General features: G+C 47.7%; 15 protein-coding genes. All 15 read left to right on the top strand.

Annotated features, from left to right (window positions below):
• Window positions 1-38 precede the first annotated feature (38 nt).
• The 15 genes from ilvA (at window position 39) to ACYVJM_RS16035 (ending at window position 19,668) form a co-directional block, all read left to right on the top strand.
• Window positions 39-1,313, top strand: coding sequence for a threonine ammonia-lyase (gene ilvA, locus ACYVJM_RS16105; protein WP_461149260.1), 1,275 nt, complete (start codon window positions 39-41; stop codon window positions 1,311-1,313).
• Between the two features lie 50 nt (window positions 1,314-1,363).
• Window positions 1,364-2,224, top strand: coding sequence for a helix-turn-helix transcriptional regulator (locus tag ACYVJM_RS16100; protein ID WP_461149259.1), 861 nt, complete (start codon window positions 1,364-1,366; stop codon window positions 2,222-2,224).
• A 299-nt stretch (window positions 2,225-2,523) separates the two neighbouring features.
• The gene (locus tag ACYVJM_RS16095) at window positions 2,524-2,745 is read left to right on the top strand and encodes a hypothetical protein (protein ID WP_461149258.1); all 222 of its coding nucleotides are present in this window, start codon (window positions 2,524-2,526) and stop codon (window positions 2,743-2,745) included.
• Window positions 2,746-3,086: 341 nt separating this feature from the next.
• Window positions 3,087-5,336 (top strand): catalase/peroxidase HPI, encoded by a 2,250-nt coding sequence (gene katG / locus ACYVJM_RS16090; protein ID WP_461149257.1) that lies wholly within the window; start codon window positions 3,087-3,089, stop codon window positions 5,334-5,336.
• Between the two features lie 227 nt (window positions 5,337-5,563).
• A complete protein-coding gene (locus ACYVJM_RS16085) occupies window positions 5,564-6,016 on the top strand; it encodes a response regulator (RefSeq protein WP_461149256.1) in 453 nt (150 codons plus the stop codon).
• A gap of 571 nt (window positions 6,017-6,587) precedes the next feature.
• Window positions 6,588-7,421, top strand: a complete 834-nt coding sequence (locus tag ACYVJM_RS16080; protein WP_405516135.1) for a MotA/TolQ/ExbB proton channel family protein — start codon at window positions 6,588-6,590, stop codon at window positions 7,419-7,421.
• 14 nt (window positions 7,422-7,435) lie between these two features.
• Window positions 7,436-8,062, top strand: coding sequence for an ExbD/TolR family protein (locus ACYVJM_RS16075; protein WP_461130111.1), 627 nt, complete (start codon window positions 7,436-7,438; stop codon window positions 8,060-8,062).
• Window positions 8,063-8,118: 56 nt separating this feature from the next.
• On the top strand, window positions 8,119-8,655 hold the full coding sequence (locus tag ACYVJM_RS16070) for an ExbD/TolR family protein (RefSeq protein WP_461149255.1): 537 nt from the start codon (window positions 8,119-8,121) through the stop codon (window positions 8,653-8,655).
• A gap of 4 nt (window positions 8,656-8,659) precedes the next feature.
• Entirely contained in the window at window positions 8,660-9,484 is an 825-nt protein-coding gene (locus tag ACYVJM_RS16065) for an energy transducer TonB (protein ID WP_297371705.1), read from the top strand.
• A 219-nt stretch (window positions 9,485-9,703) separates the two neighbouring features.
• Window positions 9,704-10,645: a PstS family phosphate ABC transporter substrate-binding protein gene (locus ACYVJM_RS16060; RefSeq protein WP_461149581.1), complete on the top strand. Its 942-nt coding sequence runs from the start codon at window positions 9,704-9,706 to the stop codon at window positions 10,643-10,645.
• An 89-nt stretch (window positions 10,646-10,734) separates the two neighbouring features.
• On the top strand, window positions 10,735-12,504 hold the full coding sequence (locus tag ACYVJM_RS16055; RefSeq protein ID WP_461149254.1) for a tetratricopeptide repeat protein: 1,770 nt from the start codon (window positions 10,735-10,737) through the stop codon (window positions 12,502-12,504).
• A gap of 174 nt (window positions 12,505-12,678) precedes the next feature.
• Window positions 12,679-13,260, top strand: coding sequence for an adenylate kinase (locus ACYVJM_RS16050; protein WP_461149253.1), 582 nt, complete (start codon window positions 12,679-12,681; stop codon window positions 13,258-13,260).
• Window positions 13,261-13,269: 9 nt separating this feature from the next.
• Entirely contained in the window at window positions 13,270-14,274 is a 1,005-nt protein-coding gene (gene obgE, locus ACYVJM_RS16045; RefSeq protein WP_461149252.1) for a GTPase ObgE, read from the top strand.
• Between the two features lie 60 nt (window positions 14,275-14,334).
• The gene (locus ACYVJM_RS16040; protein ID WP_461149251.1) at window positions 14,335-17,304 is read left to right on the top strand and encodes a T9SS type A sorting domain-containing protein; all 2,970 of its coding nucleotides are present in this window, start codon (window positions 14,335-14,337) and stop codon (window positions 17,302-17,304) included.
• Between the two features lie 180 nt (window positions 17,305-17,484).
• Window positions 17,485-19,668 carry a T9SS type A sorting domain-containing protein gene (locus ACYVJM_RS16035; RefSeq protein ID WP_461149250.1) on the top strand — a complete coding sequence of 728 codons (2,184 nt, stop codon included), beginning with the start codon at window positions 17,485-17,487 and terminating at the stop codon, window positions 19,666-19,668.
• Window positions 19,669-19,814: the final 146 nt, after the last annotated feature.

The raw sequence follows: 19,814 nt of genomic DNA, 5'->3' as shown, positions 1-19,814 counted from the left end.
ATACGCACCTCTATGCGTTGTTTAGTTAACTTTACGTTATGAGCACTGTAGCAAAAGGAGAAACGAAATTCATATTCCCTGACCTCGACAACATCTATCTGGCCGCCGAACGGCTTCGGGGCGTGGCCGCGCATACCCCTCTTCAGGAGAATATCAATCTGTCAGACCGTTACGGAGCCAAGATTTTTCTAAAACGCGAAGACCTACAGGTCGTCCGCTCTTACAAAATTCGCGGAGCTTATAATAAAATGGCGAGTCTATCGCCGGATATGCTCGCTAAAGGGGTCGTTTGCGCCAGTGCGGGTAACCACGCCCAGGGACTGGCCTATGCCTGCCGGAAAATGGCCGTTCATGGCACTATCTTCATGCCAACGACCACGCCCAACCAAAAGGTGAAACAGGTAAAACTTTTCGGCAAAGAGTTCGTGGAGGTCGTTCTTGTAGGCGATACGTATGATGATGCTTACCATGCTGCCAGGGAATTTGTCGATACCCACGAAAGCATATTTGTTCACCCCTTCGATGATGTGCAGGTGATGGAAGGGCAGGGCACAGTTGGGCTGGAAATCTTCAAAGATTCTAACTTTAAGATCGACTACCTGCTGATGGCCATTGGCGGAGGTGGCTTAGCCTCGGGCGTTTCGACCGTTTTCAGGCAACTGAGCCCTAAAACAAAACTTATTGGCGTTGAACCCCTCGGCTCGCCAAGTATGAAGGTAGCCCTAGAAGAGGGCCATGTCGTTACGCTCGACAAGATCGATAAGTTCGTAGATGGAGCCGCCGTAAAGCGAGTGGGTGAGACAACCTTCGAAATATGCCGTCAAAATCTGGATCGGGTAGTTCTCATTCCGGAAGGCAAAGTGTGTACGACCATCCTTCAGCTTTACAATGAAGAAGCCATTGTAGCCGAGCCCGCCGGTGCGCTCACGATTGCCGCACTCGACTTTTTGAAAGACGAGATCAAAGGCAAAAACGTCGTGTGTCTGGTGGGTGGCGGTAACAACGACATTACCCGCACGGAAGAGATAAAAGAACGGTCGCTTCTGTACGAGGGGCTGAAACATTATTTCATTATCCGGTTTCCGCAGCGTGCTGGTGCCTTTCGCGACTTTCTGAACGTGCTGGGGCCTAATGATGACATTAGCCGCTTCGAATACGCTAAGAAAACAAACCGGGAAACGGGCCCGGCGGTTGTTGGTATTGAGCTGAAGAGCCGGGAGGATTTTGAGCCGCTCATTCGGCGAATGCACGACCAGAACATCGTGTTCGAGTACCTGAACGACCAACCCGACTTGTTTCAGTTTTTAGTGTAGCTGCGTAAATCGCTACAAATGCCAGCAGTTTATGTAGAATTGTCAGTGCCATGCTTCGTGTCCCCTCCTCCATCCAGGCCAACCAGTTTCAATCCCTGAACATCCAGCGGCCCGACGGTTCGGAGATGACGTTTGTAGCCTACCGCAGCGACGTGTATCCCGAACGGAACGAGGTTTTTTTTGAAGAACATGCCGTTATTGTTGTGCTGGAAGGCGAGAAAAAATTTACCTCACCCACGCAGGAATTGCACGTACACAAAGGGCAGATTCTGTTCTTTCAGCGAGGCTGCTATTCGATGAACGAATCCATTGATACAAACTACAAAAGCCTGGTATTTTTCGTCAACGAGAAATCACTGAAAGAGTTTGTCAGTCAACACGTTAGCTTGTTCGAAGGATTGCAAACACCCCTCCCCGACGATCCGATTCTGTCCTTTACGTCATCGACTACATTCGCCACATTCATTAACTCATTGCTGCCTTATTTTGGTGCCAGAACGCCTTTTCTGAATGAGCTACTACGGCTCAAGTCGCAGGAATTGCTCCTCCACCTGCTCGAACTCGACACTACCGAACACCTTCGGGCCATCCTCTGGCACATTTACCAGGGCCAGAAAACCGACCTCGACTACCTGATGAGCACGTACTTCCTCAAACCACTATCCATGAATGAATTGTCGAGACTATCAGGCCGGAGCCTGTCGGCGTTCAAACGTGATTTCGAGGAGCATTTCCATACTTCACCCGGCCACTGGATACGCCGGAAACGGCTCGAACACGCCCACTTCCTGCTTCGTAACACCGACAAGAACGTGTCTGAAGTAAGCATGGAGATTGGCTACGAGAGTGTCTCGCATTTTATCAAGGCCTACAAAAGCCAATATGGCGCAACCCCAAAGCGAGCGGCTTAGAACTCCGTCAACTACACATTACTTCTTCATTTTACTAGCTAATTGTGGTTGATTTACAGTGTGCTCACTCACTCGTATCCGCTCGTTTAACCGTGACTTTATACCCTTGGTCTGGTTAGCTGTCTCTGCAAAAAGAAGTAGGTTTTGTAGTTGAATTGCCGATAACAAGGCTACGCTGATTACAAGCAATGGCGTTTGCCGGTACGATGGAAAAGCGTTTATAAACTTTCCACTTGAGACAGCTAAAATCGGAGACATTTTTACGCTCACTCAGCTCGTAAAAAAAGCTTCCCCAAAAATTGCTGAAAGCATCACGCTGGACCAAATCGGGAACATGTGGTTTGGTAGCTGGGGAGCGCCGGGTCATGCAGGGGCTTATCGGTATGATGGCAGAACGCTCACAAATTTTCCCTGAAACACCTATTCAAGGTATCGCGGAAGACAGAGAAGGCGGCCTTTGGCTGAACAGCAAACGATATGATCGCAAATCCTTCCCCGATTTATCGGACTGGCTGAAGTAAGCAAGACATAAATGTTAGTGTCCCTAGTAAATAACTGTCCTAACGGTAAACTAAATGGGCCGATCATCTATCGGCCCATAATCGCCTTTTAATGGGCTAGTCAGGCTCGTCTGTTAGTTTTCAAACGCCTTACCATATAGTAAATCAAATACAGAATTGCCTGAAGACGGTAAACGAGTTTGATTGATGAGAAATGGCTGGTTCTAATCAAGGTTATTACTAATCATACAATCCACTAATTTAGCTTTATAGATTTTAGCTATATAGATATAAAAACAATTAATAAAAACTATCAATCAATTCGTGTAAATTTGACTCCACAAAACCTAAATATATTAAAAATGTCGGATCATATATACGCGAGCACACCCTCAGACTCCATTAGTTACAACACGAATGGTGAAAGTAAATGTCCCTTTACGGGTGCATCGGCGAAGCAAAGCGCTGGTGCCGGCACGAGAAATCGGGATTGGTGGCCAAACCAACTTAAGCTCAATATTCTCCGTCAGCATTCCTCTCTGTCCAATCCAATGGATAAGGGATTCAACTACGCTGAAGCGTTCAAATCGCTTGATCTGAATGCCGTAAAGAAAGATATCTTCGACGTAATGACGACGTCTCAGGACTGGTGGCCAGCCGATTACGGTCATTACGGACCGCTCTTTATCCGGATGGCCTGGCACAGTGCCGGTACGTACCGTATTGCCGATGGTCGTGGTGGTGCGGGTGCCGGAACGCTACGTTTTGCACCCCTTAACAGCTGGCCTGACAATGCAAACCTCGACAAAGCACGGCTGCTGCTGTGGCCGGTCAAGAAAAAATACGGCCGAAAAATCTCATGGGCCGATCTAATGGTTCTTACGGGTAACTGCGCCCTTGAATCAATGGGCTTTAAAACTTTTGGTTTCGCTGGTGGGCGTGAAGATGTTTGGGAGCCGGAGGAAGACATCTATTGGGGTGCTGAAACCGAGTGGTTAGGCGATAAGCGCTACTCTGGCGATCGAGAGCTTGAAAATCCATTAGCTGCGGTTCAGATGGGGCTGATCTATGTAAATCCGGAAGGGCCAAACAGCCGACCTGATCCCCTTGCTTCTGCCCGCGACATTCGGGAAACCTTTGCTCGTATGGCCATGAATGACGAAGAAACGGTTGCACTTATTGCCGGTGGTCATACATTTGGTAAAACCCATGGTGCTGCCGATCCCGGTCAATATGTAGGAGCAGAGCCTGCCGGTGCGAGCCTGGAAGAACAAAGCCTCGGCTGGAGAAACACTTTCGGTACCGGAAGGGGCAGTGACACGATCACGAGCGGTCTGGAAGGAGCCTGGACAACAACGCCAACGCAGTGGGACAACAACTACTTCGACAACCTGTTCGGATTCGAATGGGAGCTGACGAAAAGTCCGGCCGGCGCACATCAGTGGAGACCGAAGGATGGCGCAGGCGTTGGTACCGTGCCCGATGCGCACGACCCGGCCAAGCGTCACGCGCCCATGATGTTTACGACCGATATCGCGTTGCGAATGGACCCTGTTTACGAACCCATTTCAAGACGTTTCCACGAGAATCCGGATCAATTTGCAGACGCATTTGCCCGTGCCTGGTTCAAGCTGACCCATCGCGACATGGGTCCAGTTGCCCGGTACCTCGGCCCGGAGGTGCCTATCGAAGAGTTGATCTGGCAAGACCCAATTCCGGCCGTAACCCACAAGCTGATTGATGAACAGGATACTGCCGCACTGAAAAAAATGATACTGGCTTCGGGCCTGTCTATTTCTCAACTGGTATCAACCGCATGGGCATCGGCATCGACATTCCGTGGATCCGATAAACGCGGTGGGGCAAACGGCGGGCGTCTTCGCCTGGCACCGCAAAAAGACTGGGACGTTAACCATCCGGGTCTGCTGGCAACTGTACTGGAGAAATTTGAGCGTATCCAGAACGACTTCAATAGCATGCAGCAGGATGGCAAGCAGGTTTCCATAGCCGACCTGATCGTGCTGGGTGGCAGTGTAGGCATTGAGCAAGCAGCTAAGAAAGCGGGGCATGAGGTAGTCGTACCTTTCACACCCGGCCGCACCGATGCCTCGCAGGAGCAGACAGATGTTGAGTCATTCGCCGTTTTAGAGCCGGAAGCCGATGGTTTCCGCAACTACTCGAAAACAAAGTATACTGTATCGTCGGAAGAAATGTTAATTGACAAAGCACAACTGCTGACGCTGACCGCACCTGAAATGACGGTTCTAGTAGGTGGAATGCGTGTTCTGAATACAAACTATGGTTTCTCGAAGCACGGGGTATTCACTAAGCGTACCGAAGCCCTTACCAACGACTTCTTCGTTAACCTACTCGATTTAGGTACAACCTGGAAAGCAGCTTCGCATCACCAGGATGTGTTTGAAGGGCGTGATCGCCTAACCGGCGAGCTGAAATGGACCGGCACACGTGTCGATCTTATTTTCGGTTCCAATTCGGAACTGCGGGCACTTGCCGAAGTCTATGCATGCGAAGACGCACAGGAACAGTTCGTGCATGATTTTGTAGCAACCTGGACCAAAGTGATGAACCTCGACCGTTTTGACCTGGCCTAAATTGCCTTATTGATAGAGGGTCATAATAAAAGGTAGTTTGGAAACAGACTACCTTTTATTATGACCCTCTATATCTTTTCAGGAATCTATAGTTTAGTCAGGTCAATTCATAAACTCTATTTGTTCCATTGAATGCAACGACCAGAGCAAACCTTTGTCTAAAGAATTTGTTAATTTAGTACGTTAAAACCGTTACTCAGTCTATTTATTAACCACGTTGCTCACTTGTGACTACCTCATCTCCATTTTCGATCCTATTGGTTGATGATGATCCGTTTGTTGCTGAAGTACTTACGCGTTCGGCTCGGCAAAACTTCCCGGAAGCTTCCTTTCAGGTTAGTACCAGTTACGCAGAAGCCCAGAACTATGTCGAAAGTCTCGAGGGAAAGGGACCAAAACTCATCTTGCTGGACATTGATTTGCAAACAGGGCCGGATGGCTTTGACTTCCTGTATTATCTCCGCAACCATCCACAAGGAAGACTTTTGCCTGTGGTCATGCTTTCGTACTATGACGGAACAGATAATGTAGAAAAGGCTTTTTCGATGGGAGCCTCATTGTTTACCCGAAAGCCGTCTGTATATTCAGCCTGGCAGGATTATGTACTGCAATTACGGCGTTACTGGTTTGAGACCATTACGGTGCCTACAGTGTGGTTTGGTAAAGGTTTCACCAACTAAACCTAGTGCATACTGAGTTCGTTAGCATACAGTTTTGGTCAATGACGCGCTATTCTTTCCGCCGGGCTCGCTATTAACGCCGGGCTTTCTCCTTTGCACAGGAAGACCCTGTTCAACAATTTTTCAAAATTTTTTCGCGGAGTTTATGGAATTGAGGCTTTGCCGGCATCTCTCTTAAAAACAATTTAGGCTAGTCTTTGAAAGCCATATTAATAATCTTAACAATTATTTTATGAACTACACTCCGCCCTAGACTTAACCTGCTACTCCCCGAAAGCGAAGGAGATTTTGTATGTGAGAGTTGAATGACAAGGTTTTATGTCTATCCTGACCCAGGATAAAAAAAAGCCGGTAAGTGGTTTTTATCCAAGTAATTGCTGCTGGATTGCAATAAAGATGATAGATTAGACTTATTGAATTGTGCGGTTATTGCTGGAAAACTCATATTTTTGTGGAGGTTTGAAGGCATTTCCTTTAAAAATTTAGATGCACAAACCGAAAGAGTCTAAATTTTTCACTTTTTTTACCGGGTAAACCAACTTTTAATTTTTAACCCTACAGTCCAGTTCCAATGAAAACACAAACTCCTTCTCCAGCACCCGCCAAAGCACCGGCACCAAAAAAGAAGTCAGGTGGTCTAAACCCCGCATTCGTAATTCCGGTACTGTTGCTGATCGGTATCCTGACGTACATGTTCGTCTTCGGTGATGGTAGCCACTTCCAGGAAGGCGACAATACGAAAGAACCACTTCCAGGCGACTACTTCGGTACTGTCTACAAGGGAGGCTTCATCGTACCAATTCTGTTCACCTGTTTTCTAACGGTACTGGTATTCTCAATTGAGCGTTTCATCACGATCGGCCGTGCCAACGGTTCAGGTTCTATTGATGATTTCGTACGGAAAATCAAAGGCCAGCTTGACCGCAATGAAGTTGCTGCTGCTATCCAGGAGTGCGACCGTCAGAAAGGCTCAATTGGCAACGTTGTGAAAACAGCCCTGTTGAAGTACCAGCAGTTAGCTACCGACACTCAATTAGACAAAGAGCAGAAACTGGTAGCCCTGCAGAAAGAAGTGGAAGAAGCTACGACGCTTGAACTGCCAATGCTGGAAAAAAACCTGACCATCATTGCTACCCTGGCTTCGGTTTCGACACTGATCGCCCTGCTCGGTACGGTACTTGGTATGATTCGCGCTTTCGCAGCCATGGGTGCTACGGGCCAGCCTGATACAGGTGCTCTTTCGACGGGTATCTCTGAGGCCCTTGTAAACACGGCTCTTGGTATCGGTACGGCCGCTATTGCTACGATCATGTACAGCTACTTCACGAGCCGTATTGACGTATTGACTTACAACATTGACGAAATCGGCCTGAGCATTCAGCAGAACTTCGCAGCCCATTATTAATAGTTTAATTACTTATGCCAGCAGTTAAAATAAAACGCGCCAGTTCCACAGTGGACATGACCGCGATGTGCGACGTGGCGTTCCTCTTGTTGACGTTCTTTATCCTGACGGCCCAGTTCCGGTCGCAGGATGCTGCCGCCATCGAAACGCCTTCGTCCATTTCCGGAATTAAAGTCCCTGACAGCGATATCATGACCATTGGTCTTGGTAGAGACGGCAAAGTCTATTTCGGTATCGACAATGCGCAGAACCGCATTGCCATGCTGGATAACATTGCTGCTGCTAAAGGTCTTTCCTTCTCGAACAACGAAAAGAAGGAGTTTTCTCTGATGTCGAACTTTGGTCTGCCCATCAACCAACTGAAGGCCTACCTGAATCTTCCTAAAGAGCAGCAGGCTAAGGTGAAGCAGGCCGGGATTCCAACGGATTCGACCGGAGCAGGTCCAACCAATGAGTTGAAGGAATGGGTTTACAATGCCCGGAAGGCCAATAACAACCTTCGAATTGCGTTGAAAGGCGACAACCTCGCTAAATTTCCGGAATTCAAGAATGTACTGGCTACGTTACAAGCGCAAAACATCAACAAATTCAACCTGATTACGGGAACGGAAGCTCCCCCAGCCGGTTGGAAAGCTGATTAAGCGCGTAGCGATTGCATCAATAGTTGATTTTCACCACGCGAATCTGTTAAGAAAACATGGCAGAAATTAATACCGGCGGTGGTGGTGGTAAACATGATGGTGGTAAGGTACGGTCAAAGAAAGCGTCGACCCGGGTGGATATGACCCCCATGGTAGACCTCGGATTTCTCCTGATTACCTTCTTCATTTTGGCCACCACACTGAGCAAACCATCTTCGATGACGCTCAACGTGCCGGATAAAACAAAAACAGAAGAAACGGAGCCTATTAAGGCCTCCAACGTAATGACCGTCTTTCTGGGTAAAGACAACAAAGCCTACTACATTTTCGGTAAGGCTGCGGGCGAAGACCCAGAATTAAAGACCGTCGGTTACGGCTACGAATTTCGTCAGGCCCTCCAGGAGAACGTGAAGAAAGTAGGTGGCGAAAAGTTTGTTGTGGTTATCAAACCAACAAAACTATCGACCTACAAAAACATGGTTGACGTACTGGATGAAATGGCGATTACGAAACTGAAGCGGTATGCCCTTGTGGACGCACTGACTCCGGATGAAGTAAAGCTCCTTAAAGACAAAGCAAAATTAGACGTATAACACCATGGCAGAAGTAAACCCCCAGGCAACACTCGATGATATCGTGTTTGCCAACCGGAACCAAGCGTATGGTGCCTATGACCTGCGGAAGTCATACCCTAAAACTGTAACCAGAGCCCTCATTATTGGTGCTGTCCTGTTTACATTGGGTGTACTGACGCCAACGATCATAACTGCGTTGACGCCGGAAGCCAAAGAAGTGTCTATGACGGAGGTGGACTTGATGAAACTCCCACCACCACCCATCGACCCGAATGAACCGCCACCACCGCCACCACCACCGGTCGAATTGCCGAAGGTGAACACGGTGAAATTCCTTCCACCGGAAGTAAAGCCGGATGAGGAAGTACCGGAAGAAACGCCACCACCAGCCGTGGAGGAACTGAAAGAAGCCGTTGCTGCTGAAAAAACGCAGGAAGGTGATCCGAACGCTGAAGAAGTAATTGCTGCTCCTGAAGCATCAGCTGCCCCAACGAAAGTGGAAGTTGCCGTTGAAGCTGCCCCAAAAGAAGAAGAAATCTTTACGGTGGTAGAACAACAGCCAGAGTTTAGTGGTGGTATGGCCGCTCTTGGTCAATACCTAAGCAAAAATCTGCGCTACCCAGCCGCAGCTCAACGCGCAAACGTTTCAGGACGTGTATTCGTAAGCTTCGTCGTTAACACCGATGGAAGTATTCAGGACGTTCAGGTGCTAAAGGGTCTGGGCTTCGGAACAGACGAAGAAGCACAACGCGTAGTGAAAGGTATGCCGAAGTGGCGCCCTGGTAAGCAATCAGGTCGGCCGGTTCGGGTTAAATACAACCTACCGATCAACTTCACGCTGGAGTAATACCTATGCGCGGACAGAATCGAGGTCCAGCCAGGCTAACACTGTACATATCAGTACTAGCTTCGCTGGCATACTTGGGAGGAGGCATCGGACTGATAGCCTCCTCTCAGTCTTTTGGGATGCTTCCTGAGCCCGGATTACTACGCTATTCGATGGGAGCATTGTTGATAGTATATGGAGCGTTTCGAGCGTATAGGGCCTACCAGCGTTTTCAGCAAGATGAGTAAGCAATTCTTAGTTCTTATAGCAGCCGCCGGAATACTGGCCGGACTCCTGGGTTGTGACAACGGGAAACCACCGTTGGATAATCCATCACGCGGGGATATTGTTATTGCTGCCGATGAATCCTTTCAGCCGTTGGTCACACAATTGACCTCTGCTTACTCCGGCATCTACCCAGACGCTCACTTTAAGGTTGTCTTCACGCCAGAGCAGGAAGCAATAAACATGATGCTTCAGGATAGTGCACGACTAGTCTTCACAACCCGTGTACTAACTCCTAACGAACGGGCTATACTCAATCAACGAAAAATAAAAGGGGCTACAGAAAAGATTGCAACGGATGGCGTAGCGCTAATTGTCAATAAAGCGAACACAGATAGCCTGATCACAATGGCTGAATTACAACGTATTTTCAGTGGGCAGGTAAATCAGTGGGGACAACTTAAAGGAGGTAATCAGAGTAGCCCGATCACCCTTGTTTTTGATAATAACAATTCAAGCAATCTAGCGTTTGTATTAAAAACTTTTAATGTTAAAGACGTAAAAGGATTGCGAATATTCACAACACGCTCGAATCGGGAAGTTATTGATTTCGTCCGGAAGAACCCATCGGCCCTTGGCTTCATTGGTGTCAACTGGATCAGTGATAGTGATGAGCCTTTATCTGTTGAGTTAGCCAAGGATTTGCGCGTCATGGGTGTTTCAAATAAAACAAACCCCGTTAACCGCGATGACTATTTTCAACCGTTTCAGGAAGACTTGGGCATGCAGCGTTACCCTTTACGGAGACCAGTTTATATTTTAAGCCGCGAAACGCATCCGGGTTTAGGTGGCGGTTTGATTAATTATATAGCTAGAGATGCTGGTTCGCTAATCATTCGTAAATTGGGACTTTGGCCCAGAATTCCATATGATCGAATCATAAATCTGACCAAATAAGTAAGTTTTTTGGTTCGACCGCAATTTTTTAGTTTTGTCAATTGTTTTATAAGCATTAACCAATTTCCCTAATTTCCAACTTGAATTACATGATGAACAACCAGAAGCAATCGCTGATGACCATCCTGTTTGTGGGGGCTACACTATCGACTCCTTTGTTTGCACAGGACGTCCAATCGGCCCTGAAGGATATAGAAGCTGAGCGATACAATAAGGCGGGCCAAACGCTAACGCAGTTGGCCACCAGCTCGCCGACGGCTGATAATCAGTTTTATCTGGGCTACTATTATCTACGAAGCGGGCAGTTGGATAAAGCCAAAGCAACGTTTGAAAAAGGTGCCGCTGCCGATGCTAAAAACCAATTAAACAACATTGGTCTGGCAGGAGTAGCCTTGGCAAAAAGTGATGGAGCTACAGCTAAAGGCTTGATTGACAATGCCGTTGCGCAAACAAAAAGCAAGAACCAGGACGTTCTGATTCGTGGTGCAGAAATGTACACTCTGTTCGATCAGCCAAAGCAAAATGATCCAGCCGCTGCGCTAAGCCTGCTTACGGTTGCTGACGAGAAAGACAAGAAGAACGAAAACGCCGAGATCGAAATGCTGATGGGCGATGCGTACTTCCTGAAAAATGATGGCGGTAATGCTATCACGAAGTACGAAAACGCACTGGCAATCAATCCTAACCTGGCCGAAGCCAACTATAAGATTGGCCGTTTGTATCTGCGGGGTAAAAACTATCAGAAAGCGCAGGACTTCTTTAAACTAGCTATTCAGGGCGATGCTGAGTTCGCTCCTACGTATCGTGCTTATGCCGATGCCCTGGCTAACTCGCGTGCTTATAAAGCAGCCGCTTCGAACTACGAACTGTATGTACAGAAAAGTGGTACTACAGATCCGGAGATGTTACTTGACGTAGCCCGTTATAAGTTCCTGGCTCAGGATTATCAGGGTGCTATCGCTTATCTTGATCAGCTGAAAGGCAAAATAAATAACCCAATTATTGACCGAATGTACGGTTGGGCTTATTCTGCTTTAGGTAAGAATAATGAGTCTGTTGAATCGCTTAATCGCTTCATTTCAACAGCCCCTCAGAAAGTAATGGCTGACGATTACAAATACCTGGGTCGTGCTTATGCACAGATAGGTACGCCGGAAAGCGATTCGTTGAGCATTGTTAACCTGGAGAAAGCGGCACCAATGGATACGACAGAGAACCTGTATCGTGAGATTGGTGAGCGTTACTACAAGACAAAGCGCTACGATAAAGCAGCTTCGTACTACAGAAAGACAATTTCGACCGATAAAAAGCCCCAGAACAATGACTTCTTGTGGTTAGGTCTTTCCAACTATCAGTTTGCACCACGTGTAGGCCGGGATAGCTCCGCAGCACCGATGGATACAGCGCAGATTCGTCAGGTAAAACAACAGTATTATCTGGCAGCAGATTCGGCCTTCGCGCAGATGGCATCTCGTATTGAAGCCGATGGTAAAAAGTACCCACTGGCTTATTACTATCGTGCAGGTGCTAATTACTACGCTTATCCAAAAGAACAGGAGAAAGCGGCCGATCTAGCTGGCCCCCTTTATGAGAAGTTCATCGAGCAAGCTACCACTCCGGATGAAACGGATAAGACCGATTATAAGCGCTATTTGATAACGGCTTATAAAGCACTGGCGGGTTTTGCTCTTCTGAAAAAAGACGATGCCAAAGCCAAGGAATACTTTGATAAGGTACTGGCGCTTGACCCGAATGACGAGAGCGTGAAGAAAGCGCTTGAAGGTCCGAAGGCCGCTCCGGCACCTGCCAAAGGAGCACCAAAGGCTGCCCCGGCAAAAAAGAAAGTAGCCGATAAGTAATAGAATTTCTTGACTGTTATTTGAAAAAGCGTAGGTTCGAACCTACGCTTTTTTTATTTTATCAATAATAAAGCTTGTGAGCAGTATTATTAAAGCTAATATTCTGAATGGGAAGTGTAACTTTGCGGGCGCAAATTTTTGACTGATCTATACTGACACTACTTTAAACGCCGTATGCTTAACCTTGTACTGTTTGGCCCGCCGGGTGCCGGAAAAGGCACCCAAAGCGAATACTTGATTAACAAGTATAATCTGGTTCACTTATCCACGGGTGATTTGCTTCGGTCGCAGATTGCTGCTGGTACTGAACTGGGGCTACGAGCAAAGCAACTTATGGATCAGGGCTTACTGGTGCCGGATGAGGTTGTAATTGGTATGATTGAAAGTAAACTTGAAGAAAATCAATCCGTTGCTGGCTTTATTTTTGACGGTTTCCCTCGAACTGTACCACAGGCTGTTGCTTTGGACCAACTTTTGAGTCAACACAATACGAAAATAACAACCATGATTGCTCTGGTTGTTGATAGTGAAGAGTTAACACGACGGCTGTTGTTGCGTGGACAAACTTCCGGACGCCCCGATGACCAAAACGAAGAACTGATTCGGCGACGGGTAAAAGAATATAATGACAAGACAACTCCTGTTGCTGACTATTATAGTCAACAGGGGAAATTCGCTGCGATTGACGGCATTGGTGAGATAGACACAATCTTCAAAGAGATCTGTCATCAAATTGATGAAGCAGTCAAGCGGTAACTATTTGCTATGGCTTCATCAAACTTTATTGATTACGTAAAAATAAATTGCCGTTCGGGAGCGGGCGGTGCAGGCTCCGTTCACTTTCGCCGGGAAAAGCACACGCCCAAAGGTGGCCCGGATGGGGGCGATGGAGGGCGCGGTGGACATATTATTCTCCGTGGTAACTCACAGTTGTGGACCCTTTTGCATTTAAAATATCGAAAGCACGTTAAAGCGGGCAATGGTGTCGCTGGAGAAGGTGGTCGGCGGAGCGGTGCTCAGGGCGAAGATGTTATACTGGATGTACCACTGGGAACAATTGCACGAGACCCTGAGACGAGTCAGCAACTAGCCGAAATTACTGAAGACGGACAGGAGATTATTCTTTTTGCTGGCGGACGTGGTGGAATGGGCAACGACCATTTCAAGTCTGCCACCCAGCAAGCGCCCGAGTATGCTCAGCCTGGCGAACCAGGCCGGGAGGAATGGGTGGTACTGGAGTTGAAATTACTGGCTGACGTTGGACTCGTTGGCTTTCCCAATGCGGGCAAATCGACATTGTTATCCGTTTTGTCGGCAGCCCGCCCTGAAATTGCGGATTATCCCTTTACAACCCTTGTCCCTAATTTGGGGGTCGTAGCCTACAGAGATTACAAATCGTTTGTCATGGCCGATATTCCTGGAATTATTGAAGGAGCTTCGCAGGGCAAAGGACTTGGACTTCGTTTTTTACGCCATATTGAACGTAACTCCATCTTACTCTTTCTAATTCCGGCCACCAGCGAGAGCATTCGTCAGGAGTACAATACTCTGCTAAACGAGCTACGCGAATTTAATCCGGAATTGATGGATAAGACCCGAATGCTGGCAATCACCAAAATGGATCTGGCCGATGACGAGACCCGGCGAAAATTGCAGGATGACCTACCCAAAAAGATACCGGTAGCCTATATTTCGGCAGTTAGTCAGCAGGGTTTGGATGAGCTAAAAGATATGATCTGGCAAAACCTGACGAATAGCGAGCCAGTCTGATTAGTGCTTACATAACTTTATCTGCAAGTGACCTGCCAGGGTTGTTGCGCTTTTTGATGTATGAGATACTTTTCCGTAGCCATTGGTGCGGCATTTATTTTATTGCTACCCGTTCTTGCCTTAGCTCAGGTACAGGTGTCTTTTCCAACAACCCGGGCGGTTCTGCAACGAAACAACTCTAATCAGGCAACTATTCGCGTTACAGGGTATTATACATCGCAGATTGAGCGTATAGAGGCCCGCTTGCAGGCACGGGATGGCATAGGTTCATCAACGGATTGGACTACGCTCCAGAATAACTTGTCGGGAGGTGTGTTTGCCGGCGACATAACGAGTTCCGGAGGGTGGTATAACCTCGAAGTGCGGGGAATGAACGGTGATCAGCAGGTAGGTAATTCGACCGTGGTGGAGCGCGTTGGCATTGGCGAAGTATTTGTTATTACCGGGCAATCCAATGCGCAGGGCGTCCATCAGGATGCACCTAACCCACTTAACGACCTGGTCAACTGTGTTAATTACCGGTATCCTGACCAGGGCTTTCCAAATGAACCGCCTGTACCCGAATTTACACAACTTGATAATTCATCCGGCTTTACAATCGCTCCCAGAGGTGTAGGTAGCTGGTCTTGGGGACAGTTGGGCGATCTTCTTGTAAAAAGGTTACGTGTCCCGGTTATGTTTTTTAACGCTGCCTTTACCGGAACACTGGTACGTAACTGGCGAGAAAGCGTACCTGAAGGTGGCATTGCGTATGGGATAGGAGGTGCGTATCCTGCCCGCCAGCCATACATTAATTTAAAACTTGCCTTGCAGTTCTATGCCAATTCGCTGGGTTTACGTGCCATACTCTGGCAACAGGGAGAATCCGACAACCAGTTTAAGACATCGAAAGATCAATACGTTAACGATCTTCAGTTCGTCATTAATCAATCTCGGCAGGCCTATAATAACAACATATCGTGGGTTGTAGCCCGCGTAAGTTACAGCGATTTGGATGGTGGCGTCAATCCAGTCATTATTGATGCCCAAAACCAGGTGATTAATTCAACTGCTAACGTATTTGCGGGTCCCAATACAGATTTAATCCAGATACCCCGCCGACGGCCACCACGTAATGATGCGGAAGGCGTTCACTTCGATTATAATGGCATTGTCGATTTAGCGAACGCATGGAGCGCAAGCCTGAACGATTCCTTTTTCCAACGTTCTACCCCTATATCTCCTGTTGGCTCCCCTACAATTTCTGTCGCCTGTGCCACCAACAATACCCTTTTGCTTACCGTCAATGGTAATTTCTCCAGCATCCAATGGGAGTCGGGAGAGTCAGGTAACAGCATCACAAAGGGAGCAGGTATATACCGGGCAAAGGTTAAAGATTCTCGTGGGAACACGTTATTTACGAATCAGGTGCGGGTGTCAGACGCCCCGGTAGCGGCAACAAGCGATAACAGGCCCCCTTCTGTTTGCATTGGCAGTAGTCTGGCACTGACAACGAACTACGATAATGTGACATGGCTGGACCAGCAGACTAATTCAACGGTTGCCACGTCACGTAACTTCTCCACTGTTTCGGCAGGTGCCTACTTTGTGCGTTACCGTGACGTGAGTGGTTGCGATTTCACATCGAATGTTCTGAACGTAACTGTCAATCCGCTGCCCTCCACACCCAGTATTACGAACGAAAAGCCCACGGTCTTTTGTCAGGGTGATAACACGACGCTCCGTACCGATGTCGACAATATCCAGTATAACTGGAGCGATGGTCAAAAGAATAAGGTGGTAACTATTGGCAGTTCCGGTTCTTATTTTTTGACGGTAACAGATCAAAATGGGTGTACATCGGCTCAGTCAAATGTAATAGCGGTTACGGCCAATCCTGTCCCGGCTAAACCAATTATTACCACAAATGGACCGACCACATTCTGCGCCGACAGGACTATAACCTTGACCGCTCCCCAGGATGTTGCTTACCAGTGGACAAGTGGCCAGACCACCCGGAGTATTACCTTGAATCAATCGGGCAATTTTGCGGTTCGAACGAGTAATCAGTTTGGGTGCACCTCTGAACAGTCAGACGTTTTAACGCTTCAGGTAAACCCCTTACCGCAAACGCCGTCTGTTACAGCTGGCGGTGCAACAACGTTTTGCGACGGCAATCGTGTTACGCTAAGTGCAAGCAGCAGCAATCCCGTTGTATGGTCAAGCGGCCAGAATAGCAACAGCATTAGTGTTGGCACTTCGGGAAATTTCGCCGTTCAGGCACTTGATCAGAACGGTTGCTTATCACCATTTTCGCCGGTTATAGCGGTAAAAGTCAACCCACTGCCCGCAACGCCAACCATCCTTGCAGCCCCTTCTCCAATCATTTGTGCAGGAGACAGAGCTACATTGCGGGTTGATGGCCCTTACACAGTTTTTTGGAGCACCGGCGATTCTACACAACGTATTGTAACGGGCTCGGCGGGTAACTATACGGCTAAAGTCCGGGATGTTAATGGATGCGTTTCACCTCAGGCAGGCTCTATAACAGTTGAGTTAAGACCCCTTCCCCCTTCTCCTACCATTAATGTAATTGGTACCTATACGCTCCAGGCCGTAAGCTCAACGAATGGAACTGTGTTCCGCTGGCGGCTGGGAAGTGATTCGCTGGCAGCGCAAACGGCTATTATTAAAGCAAACCAGTCCGGGTCTTATACAGCACGGGCATCAATCGTTTATTCACAGCTGCTAACCTGTTTTTCGGTGCCATCGCCGGCATTTAATTTTACGGTAGATGTGAGTAACAAAGGACTAAGCATCTACCCAAACCCCAATCCGGCTAAAATTATCACCATTGAAACGCTGGCAAATCTAACAAATGCAGTCATCAGTATTTACACGATTAACGGGCAGGAAGTCTTCTCCACTTCAGTTCCTTCTCTTGATGAGCGAAAGCAGTTAGTATTAACAAGCCTGACATCCGGTTCCTATATTTTACGGGTCCAATCACCTGATTTCGACGTTTCAAAACGAATTATGCTGGGATTGTAATATTATTCTGGATAGACCGTTTAATCATAAGTATTAGCGTTAATTTTGCATTTTACCGGGAAAATGCACTGGCTCTCAGTTCTATGATATTGGGACATCAAACCAATTGAATTGCTCAACCCGTTTCAAGCTTGTCTCCAGAGCAAGTATCCCCAATATGAAGTTATTGAAAGACAACCAATGAAGAATCGTTACCTATTAAAACATCTATTTGTCATCAGCTTATTAGCTACTGGTACACGTATATCAGCTCAGACATCTAATCAGGTCTTAAAAATTACATATCCGGAAAGCCGGGCGATTTTTCAACGTGAGAATGACAACACCAGTACCATCTATGTGTCGGGAAGTTTATACCAACCCGTCGATAGCATTCAGGCCCGTCTGCAGGTAGAAGCCACTGGACAGGGCCTCAATACTAACTGGGTGACTATCCAACGGAATCCGCAGGGAGGTATTTTCCAGGGAGCGATTCGGGCCAGAGGTGGCTGGTATCGGCTGGAAGTGCAAGCTTTTATTGGCGGTGTCGCGACAGCAAGCGATGTTGTTCGGAAAGTTGGCATTGGCGAAGTATTCATTATAACAGGGCAGTCAAACGCACAGGGCTTTCAGAATTACGGTGCCGTTGGTGCTGTTGATGACCGGGTCAACTGCGTTACTTACGATAATACCATAGCGAACTCGCTGAGTGATCCTCCGGCGCCATCTTTTCAGCAATTAACCGCCACGTCGTTGATCGGCCCACGGGGAAAGAGTGCCTGGTGCTGGGGCTATCTGGGGGATTTACTGGTTAAGCAATTTAATGTGCCCGTCTTGTTCATTAATACAGCCTGGGAGGGAACCAGTCTTCAGAACTGGCGCGAAAGCTCCCTTGGTCTGATCACAAAGAACTTATTTGCGCTCGGAACACCCGAAGAGAACTTTCCCAAAGGAATGCCTTACTCAAATCTGGTCATTGCGCTACGCTATTATTGCTCACTTCAGGGATTAAGGGCCGTGCTGTGGCAACAGGGTGAGTATGATAACTTTCCGTTAAAATCGTCAAGAAAAGAGTATGCCGATAACATGCAGTTTCTGGTCAACAAAACCCGTGCGGATACAGACAGATATCCAGCTTGGGTGTTAGCCAGATCTTCATACAGCAACGGTACAGTGAGCGAAAACGTCATTCAGGCTCAGAATGACGTAATCAACACGTATAACAACAACGTTTTTGCCGGTCCCTTCACCGACAACATTCAAATTCCACGCTTCGACGCTGTTCACTTTGGTAACAGAGCCACAAACAACCCGGGCGATAAAGGGCTGAATGACCTGGGTCAGGCCTGGTTTGAAAGTCTCAACGCGGTTTTCTTTTCAAGCTCACGCCCACTTCCTCCGCTGCCTCAGCCAACTATCACGGTAGCGTGTTCACCATCGGCCAATAGTGTGACCCTAAGTCTGCCTAATTTGTATAAATCCTTTGCGTGGAGTACAGGGCAGACCACACAAAATATCACCGTTACGCAGCCAGGTGTTTACCAGGCCGTATTAAAGGATAATTTTGGGAACACGTACCTGTCTCCAGCCCTCGATCTGCAAGGACCAATCCAGCCCGTAACGCCAACCATTTCATTAGCCAGCCAGCCAGGTAAGGTTATTGACAGCCAACAGCAGGTTTGCGCAGACTCTACCTTGTCTTTACTGGCCAACACAAGCGCAAACAGCACGGGAGTATGGGGTGTGAGTACAACGACAACCGTTGGTAAATCAATAAAACTGAATCAATCGGGTACGTATAGTTTACAGGCCGTGAATATCTACGGGTGTAAATCAGCACAGCCCGCAACGCTGAACCTAACGGTTCGTCCCAAAGTACCAACACCAAGTATTGAACAAATTGGTGCTTATAGCCTGCAGGCTGTATTACCCAGACCTACAGGAGGTCAGCCCGATTTGTTCGACTGGCGCCGGGCTGCGGGCGAAGTAATTCCCCAGACCGGTGCGGTGGCAAAAGTGGTTATCTCATCCAATTACTCGGCACGTGCCCGAACCACGTTTACCCTTAATAATGGGTCTGCGTTAACATGTTATTCTGAATTTAGCACCCCAAAAGCCTTTACCTTCGATCGGTCTAATGGTGGGTTGAGTATTTATCCTAACCCATCCACAACCGGTTCCATTACCATCGAGACCATCGAAGATTTGGCTAATGCAAGCGTCGATGTATTCTCCCTGAGTGGGCAAAAACTCTTTTCATCACAGGTACCTTCGTTTAACGAACGAAAAGCCATTGATTTGACGGGCCTGTCCCAGGGCGTTTATCTGGTTCGTGTGCGGTCGGCCGGATTTGATGTATCCCGACGGATCATTATCAACCAATAAGTACTGGTTTTTCGCCTTGTTAACGACAGCCCCTTCCGAAGAAGGGGCTGTCGTTGTTTACTACCTTTCTATACTACGGAATGAATTGATAAAACAACGCTTGTGGGTTATATTTGACGCCTGTTAGCCATTACGTATACCCCTTA

Source organism: Spirosoma pulveris (genome assembly GCF_054781875.1).
This window is presented reverse-complemented; position numbering and strand designations above follow the sequence as displayed.

What these genes read in the sequence shown, in the direction of transcription:
- ACYVJM_RS16055 (WP_461149254.1), top strand. Translation starts at nt 10,735, where the DNA reads ATGATGAACAACCAGAAGCAATCGCTGATGACCATCCTGTTTGTGGGG.
- ACYVJM_RS16040 (WP_461149251.1), top strand. Translation starts at nt 14,335, where the DNA reads ATGAGATACTTTTCCGTAGCCATTGGTGCGGCATTTATTTTATTGCTA.
- ACYVJM_RS16080 (WP_405516135.1), top strand. Translation starts at nt 6,588, where the DNA reads ATGAAAACACAAACTCCTTCTCCAGCACCCGCCAAAGCACCGGCACCA.
- katG (WP_461149257.1), top strand. Translation starts at nt 3,087, where the DNA reads ATGTCGGATCATATATACGCGAGCACACCCTCAGACTCCATTAGTTAC.
- obgE (WP_461149252.1), top strand. Translation starts at nt 13,270, where the DNA reads ATGGCTTCATCAAACTTTATTGATTACGTAAAAATAAATTGCCGTTCG.
- ACYVJM_RS16100 (WP_461149259.1), top strand. Translation starts at nt 1,364, where the DNA reads ATGCTTCGTGTCCCCTCCTCCATCCAGGCCAACCAGTTTCAATCCCTG.
- ACYVJM_RS16060 (WP_461149581.1), top strand. Translation starts at nt 9,704, where the DNA reads ATGAGTAAGCAATTCTTAGTTCTTATAGCAGCCGCCGGAATACTGGCC.
- ACYVJM_RS16065 (WP_297371705.1), top strand. Translation starts at nt 8,660, where the DNA reads ATGGCAGAAGTAAACCCCCAGGCAACACTCGATGATATCGTGTTTGCC.
- ACYVJM_RS16035 (WP_461149250.1), top strand. Translation starts at nt 17,485, where the DNA reads ATGAAGAATCGTTACCTATTAAAACATCTATTTGTCATCAGCTTATTA.
- ACYVJM_RS16070 (WP_461149255.1), top strand. Translation starts at nt 8,119, where the DNA reads ATGGCAGAAATTAATACCGGCGGTGGTGGTGGTAAACATGATGGTGGT.
- ACYVJM_RS16050 (WP_461149253.1), top strand. Translation starts at nt 12,679, where the DNA reads ATGCTTAACCTTGTACTGTTTGGCCCGCCGGGTGCCGGAAAAGGCACC.
- ACYVJM_RS16075 (WP_461130111.1), top strand. Translation starts at nt 7,436, where the DNA reads ATGCCAGCAGTTAAAATAAAACGCGCCAGTTCCACAGTGGACATGACC.
- ilvA (WP_461149260.1), top strand. Translation starts at nt 39, where the DNA reads ATGAGCACTGTAGCAAAAGGAGAAACGAAATTCATATTCCCTGACCTC.